Below are 5,685 nucleotides of genomic sequence, written 5' to 3'. Positions count from 1 at the left end.
AAGACGGGAAGTTTCGGCCCTTACGGATGCCCGGAAAACCTTAGCGTACGATTTTTTCCGAATTCTGCGGGCTCCCCTTGTCGGGGCTAGTGTTTAGTGTATGATATACACGTATATCATTGGTGTTTGAGGTGGATAATGTTAGCGATACGCTTGCCTTCGGATATCGAAGAGCGCTTGGCAAATTTGGCGCAAGAGACGGGGAGAACGAAGACCTTCTATGCACGGGAGGCTATCTTGACTCATCTGGAAGAGATGGAAGATTATTATCTGGCCGAAAGGGTCATGGAGAAAGTTCGTAAGGGCGAAGAACGCCTGTTCTCACTGGATGACGTGGAGCGCGATCTTGGCTTGGAAAGTTGAGTTGACCGATACCGCCAAGAAACAATTGGCGAGGCTAGATAAGACCCAAGCCCAGAGAATAACAAAGTATCTTCGCCGGGTTATGTTGCTTGAAGATCCTAGGGATGCAGGTAAAGCCTTGACGGGAAACTTGCGTACCTACTGGCGATATCGAGTCGGTGATTATCGCGTTGTTTGTGAAATAAGAGATAACGAAATGATTATTGTTGCTGTGATGGTTGGTCATCGCAGTAATATATACGAATAAACTAAATTAGTCATTTCTTGGTGGTTAGATGATAGATAGACATTTAAAAAAAATCACGGCCTTGGTTTTTATTGTTGCTTGTGTACTTGCTAAAGTGTTGATCGGCCCCATAACATGCAATAGTGGATGGAGTTCTCCATCGATTGGTCTTAGCGGAGCTTGTTCACATCATGGCGGTGTAGCATCATGGAAAGGTACATTGCCAATATTATTAGGCGCCGCTGCCGCATTGTTTTTTTATTTTCGCTTTAAACTCCCACCTCAACTACCACCTCAAAGAACATCTGATGCTTCAACTTCCCCTCTAATAGCACCTGATTTTTTAAATGTGGATGTAGAGCAACAGACTGTTGTTAGTAATGATGCGATCACTCCTGAATTATCTGGTAATTCAAAAAAGAAAAGGGTTTATAAAAAGAAATCTTCATGCCCAAGGTGTCATTCCGCAATGAGACTAAGAACTGCAACTAAAGGTAATAATGCAGGGCATAAATTTTGGGGGTGCAGTAAATATCCTAGGTGTAAAGGTACTCGAACCTACGTGCCTGAGATTAAGTGAAGGATGGTTGCACCGTTGTTGGTGTTGAGCACAATGCGGGGGTGTTGTAACGTACTGTCCATAAAAGACAAACCCCGAATCTCTGTCTAATCAACTTGGCGGAAGATAACAGAGAGTTCGGGGCCGTGACTTAATCACAGGAACAAGAATACCACATGGATCACATCAAACAACCTAGAGCCGCCAATAAGCGCGGTGCCAGATGCTAAAACCAGCGCTTCAAGTCGCTGCTTTTGTCGAACGTCTTCCCCACCGTCCCTACTGCACTGATGATCCGGCGCAGGGGCTGCTTATTCGCCCACAAGCGACCGCACTGGCTTATCGTCATATCCAGCATAACCCGCCGCCGCATGTCTCCACGTTGGTTTTTGACGTGGACAGGGCGGACGGTTGTCACGCTTGGGAGGATGCGGGCTTGCCCGCGCCTAACTGGGTTTGCCTCAATGTGCGTAATGGACATGCCCATTACGGTTACCTGCTGACTGCCCCTGTAGCTCGCACCAGTGCAGCCAAGCAAAAACCGTTGCGCTATCTGGCGGCCATAGAGCACGTTCTGGCGAAGAGACTGGGTGCTGACATGGGTTATGCAGGGTTAATAACTAAAAACCCCGTACACAGCGACTGGTGGACGATATGGCATCACTGCGAGCCGTTTAGCCTCGACTATCTGGCAGAGTTCTGCCCAGATGCGGATTTGGCTGCCTATAGCCGCCGCAGTCGCAAAGAGGTCGGCGGTCTGGGGCGTAACGTCACGGTGTTTGATAACGTGCGTGAATGGGCCTACAGCGCAGTTAGATCGTACTGGCGGCCTAACGGGTTCGAGGCTTGGGCCGATGCGGTGAGAGCAGCTTGTGAGAGCTCCAATGCGTTTGGACGCGAGCAGGGTGGCCCGCTGCCCGTATCGGAAATCAAGGCCACGTCCAAGAGCATCGCTCGCTGGGTGTGGAACCGATTTACCCCCGCAGGGTTTAGCCAGGTGCAGGCGCATCGAGGGGCTAAGGGAGGGCGTATATCCAAGCGTCCAACCAAGAATGGCATGGCTCGGGCCGACTTGTTGCCCGAGGTGGTCAAGCTCAAGGAACGGGGTTACAGCAACCGTGATATTGCTGAGGATCTGCAAATTTCAGCCAGTACGGTGAGCCTGTACCTCAAACGTGTACGAGAGTGATCGAATAAGCCTTATCAGATAACAGCGCCCCGTAAGGGGCGTTCTTATTTCAAAAAGTATTTGAGAGAGAGGATCGGTGCGAGGGGGGTAAGGCCGATCCCGAAGGGTTGTCCATCAGGCCGTGTGTTTGGCCTGTGGGCAATAGGTCTTATCCCCGGAGCTGTTTGTTTTCTGCTGTTCGTAGTGCCTGCAGGATCTCCCCGGCCTGTTCCGGGGTCAGAACCACCGCTGACCCTCGATCCCGGATAGCCTGCATCTGGGCATCTAACCCCTCCATCAGCGACCTATTTATTGTCACCGTAACGTTATTGTCCTGCTGTTTGGCACGGTAGGCTGCTTGTCGTTCTGCCCCGCTTTTGGCTGTTCCGGTCTTTGGTCTACCCCGTCCGCGCTTGATGCCAAACATGTCCCCAGTACCCTGATCCGTGGTGTCCTTCATTGTGTCATTTCCTGTCACTGTAACGGTAATTTATTATGTGTCACTGTGACAATAATTAGCAAGTTGCCGCCCCCCTATTTTTTTGCTGTACTGGTTATTAGCCAGCGTACCCGTATTACTTTTCGCCCGCTTCGCGGCCTCCAGTAATACGGGGCTGGTGAGGGGCCTAGCCCCTTCAATCCCCCACACAAAACAGCCGGAGGCACCGTGTCCAGAGTCCCGAAAACGACCACCATCAGCTTACGGATCGACAAGCCCACTGCCGCCGAATGGCGGGAGCGAGCAGCAGCCTCTGGGCTCAGCGTGTCGGACTGGATCAGGGGGGCGGTGGATGCTGGCCAGCAGACGAACTTGCCGACGCCACAGCGCCGCCCCGTCCGTGTCCGTGACACCAGCAACGATGCCGATCCGGCGCTGATGCGCCAGCTGGCCGCGTTGGGATCGAACCTCAACCAGATCGCCCGTAGCCTGAATGAGTGCCGGCTAGTCGGTGCACCGGTCCGACTGGTGGAGGTGCTGGCCCTGCTGCGCAGCATCGAGGCGGAGGCGGCCCACCTGCTGCCCCAGTTGCCTCCGCCCCCCAAGCCGACCACCAAGGAGAGCAGCAGCGATGCACGTTAAATTCCTAGCCCACGGTACGGGCAGCGGCGCCCGCGCCTCGGCCTACCTGCTTGGGGCGCACGACCACACAGGAGCGGAGCGGGCCGGGGTGACGGTACTACGGGGGGATCCGGCGCTGTTCGCGGCGGTGGCCGACTCACTGCCGTTCCAGCAGCGGTACTCCAGCGCGGTGATTTCGTGGGCCGCTGAGGAGGCACCGACCACTGCCGAGATCGACGAGGTGCTGGCCGATTTCGAGGCGCTGGCATTTGCCGGACTGGAGCCGGAGGACTACCACATGACCGTCGTCCAGCACGACGAACCGGATGGCGGGGCGCATGTGCACATCCTGATCCCCCGTGTTCACCTGGGCAGCGGAAAATCGTTCAACCCGGCCCCACCAGGTCAACGCGACGACTTCTATGCGGTCAGGGATAAACACAATCATGCCAAGGGCTGGGCGCGGCCAGACGACCCGCTCCGGGCACGGCTGCTGCGGCCGGATTTCGAGGCATACAAGGGCGACCACCCGGCCATCAAAAAACAAATCACCGACCACCTAATAGGGGCCACCGCGCAGGGGGTGATCACAAACGCCGCCGAGCTGCGGACCTACCTGCAAGAATCGCTCGGGTGCGAAATCACGCGAACGGGCATGGATTACATCAGCATCAAGCCGGAGGGCTACCCCAAAGCCGTCCGGTTAAGGGGAGAGTTATATGGAGCATCTTGGACCGCAAAAGGCGCAATTGAGCGAGAGGCTCAAGTTGCAGCACGAGCAGGCATTGGGCGAGGTGGAGAAGTTAGCGAAAGCGGTGCTCGACGAGCTCAAGAAAGACTTAAAAAAGCGTGTGAACGACGAGCTGAATACAACTGTGGGCGCTATCCGGGACGGGATCGAGGGATTGCCCCAACAGATCACCGACTCGGCCGACCCATTGAGGGAGGTCTTGGAGCAGGCACGGAGCGAGGCCAACACCCTCAAGCTGATCTCCAGCGTCTGGCTCAAAGCCTTGCTGGTCGGGGTATGCACCTCCGTGGGGATCGGGCTGGGGAGCTGGGGGGTGTTGAGCTGGATGGGCAGCGAGGTTCAGCGGTTGAACAGCGAGATCAGCAGCGCGAAAGCCACGTTGGCGGAGCTTCCGACCGGAGTGACCTTCGTCCATCAGGGGGGCAAGAGCTACATCCTCGCGCCGACATTAGGGAAACCGTTCAAGGTGAAGGACAGCGACAAAATGGCCGTGAAGGTGAACTGAATGACAGAACTGGAACGGATACTGCTCGACAGGCTGGAGCGAATCGAAACGGCACACCAGCAGCAAACGGCGGCTTTGGAGCAGCAATTGAAGCAGCAGGCGCGTTCTTTGAGCGAATTGCAGACGGTATGCAGCAATGCGCTAAAGAGCTGCGAGACGCTATGCAGCGAGCTACAGAGCTCGTTCGAGACGCTGCAGAACGGGGTAGAGCGCTCGAACAAAGTCACAGGGACAGCGCTTGGCAGCTTGAGCAGCAGTGTCAACGACTTGATCAAGGCGCTGGACGCCTTGCAGAGGGCGCAGCGTTGATCGCCAACAGGGCCGCAGATCTGCGAAAAGAGCAGCGGCGAGATCGTGGCTTGAGAATGTGATATATCGTCACGGTGACAATAATTAAGGAGATCGGGTATGAAATCAGGTCGGTTGGGTACGCCTGGCACGGTGGCGCATATTCGCCAGTTCCCCCCGGTTGAGTACGAACTGGTTAGCTATCAAGGTTCCCCGTGGCTATGGGCCGATGGAGAACCGCTGATCGACCTGCTCGATGCGACCATCGACTGGGTGATCGATGACGACGGCAGCCGCTGGATCGTCATTGACACCGAATACCTGCGCCAGCAGGTGGCCCACTATGCCCTATTGTCCGCCGATACATGGCGGCAACGGTTGCTCGATGCAGGCGTGGAGGTGGATTGAGGTGCGATTGAGAGATCGGTTTCCGGGGCTGATGTTGTGGCACACAGTGGCGGCACTGGTCGCCGTGTTTGCGGCGAAAGCCCTTCTGTACTGGGCGGCGGACTGGCTGGGCCTTGGGCCGCTCTACAGCGCCTTGGCGGGGCCTTCTTGGGATGTGGCGGCATGGATAGCGTTGTTGGCCCTGCTGCTGCGGTGGATGAAGGTCTAGCCTGTTCTGCCGCGCTGCGCTTGGCGGCCCCGACAACAAGATTGACAGGCTTCGCGAGTCACTCTTGTTGTCGGGGGAACCGCAGAATTCGGAAAAAATCGTACGCTAAGCTAACGGTGTTCTCGTGACAGCTCTTTGACTAGGCTTTC

9 protein-coding genes are annotated in these 5,685 nt (G+C 55.8%); 8 read left to right on the top strand and 1 reads right to left on the bottom strand.

Annotated elements, in window-relative coordinates; all coding sequences use genetic code 11:
• Positions 1-138 precede the first annotated feature (138 nt).
• The 5 genes from relB to PG898_RS20920 all read left to right on the top strand — a co-directional run bounded on the left by relB (position 139) and on the right by PG898_RS20920 (position 3,397).
• A complete protein-coding gene (gene relB, locus PG898_RS20940) occupies positions 139-363 on the top strand; it encodes a type II toxin-antitoxin system RelB family antitoxin (RefSeq protein WP_068979446.1) in 225 nt (74 codons plus the stop codon).
• Positions 347-610: a type II toxin-antitoxin system RelE family toxin gene (locus PG898_RS20935; RefSeq protein WP_270824985.1), complete on the top strand. Its 264-nt coding sequence runs from the start codon at positions 347-349 to the stop codon at positions 608-610. The genes relB and PG898_RS20935 overlap by 17 nt, the downstream gene beginning before the upstream one ends.
• A 28-nt stretch (positions 611-638) precedes the next feature.
• On the top strand, positions 639-1,169 hold the full coding sequence (locus PG898_RS21280; RefSeq protein WP_083221094.1) for a topoisomerase DNA-binding C4 zinc finger domain-containing protein: 531 nt from the start codon (positions 639-641) through the stop codon (positions 1,167-1,169).
• Positions 1,170-1,371: 202 nt separating this feature from the next.
• Complete coding sequence (locus PG898_RS20925) at positions 1,372-2,337, top strand: replication initiation protein (protein ID WP_068979448.1); 966 nt, start codon at positions 1,372-1,374, stop codon at positions 2,335-2,337.
• A 646-nt stretch (positions 2,338-2,983) separates the two neighbouring features.
• On the top strand, positions 2,984-3,397 hold the full coding sequence (locus PG898_RS20920; protein ID WP_042650709.1) for a plasmid mobilization protein: 414 nt from the start codon (positions 2,984-2,986) through the stop codon (positions 3,395-3,397).
• Positions 3,398-3,533: 136 nt separating this feature from the next.
• On the opposite strand, the gene PG898_RS21390 is transcribed toward PG898_RS20920, so the two are convergent.
• On the bottom strand, positions 3,534-3,935 hold the full coding sequence (locus PG898_RS21390; protein ID WP_319857375.1) for a hypothetical protein: 402 nt from the start codon (positions 3,933-3,935) through the stop codon (positions 3,534-3,536).
• Between the two features lie 160 nt (positions 3,936-4,095).
• Here PG898_RS21390 and PG898_RS20910 point away from each other — a divergent pair, with 160 nt between their 5' ends.
• From PG898_RS20910 to PG898_RS20900, 3 genes are all read left to right on the top strand, one after another.
• Positions 4,096-4,632 (top strand): DUF1640 domain-containing protein, encoded by a 537-nt coding sequence (locus tag PG898_RS20910; protein ID WP_068979442.1) that lies wholly within the window; start codon positions 4,096-4,098, stop codon positions 4,630-4,632.
• Positions 4,633-4,941, top strand: a complete 309-nt coding sequence (locus PG898_RS20905) for a mobilization protein (RefSeq protein ID WP_270824986.1) — start codon at positions 4,633-4,635, stop codon at positions 4,939-4,941. It abuts the gene before it with no gap.
• Between the two features lie 99 nt (positions 4,942-5,040).
• Complete coding sequence (locus PG898_RS20900) at positions 5,041-5,328, top strand: hypothetical protein (RefSeq protein ID WP_068979444.1); 288 nt, start codon at positions 5,041-5,043, stop codon at positions 5,326-5,328.
• Positions 5,329-5,685: the final 357 nt, after the last annotated feature.

The organism is Aeromonas sp. QDB31, assembly GCF_027707605.1.
Classification (GTDB): Bacteria; Pseudomonadota; Gammaproteobacteria; order Enterobacterales; family Aeromonadaceae; genus Aeromonas; species Aeromonas media.
Note: the sequence above shows the minus strand (reverse complement) of the source record. Positions and strands in the feature narration are given on the sequence as shown.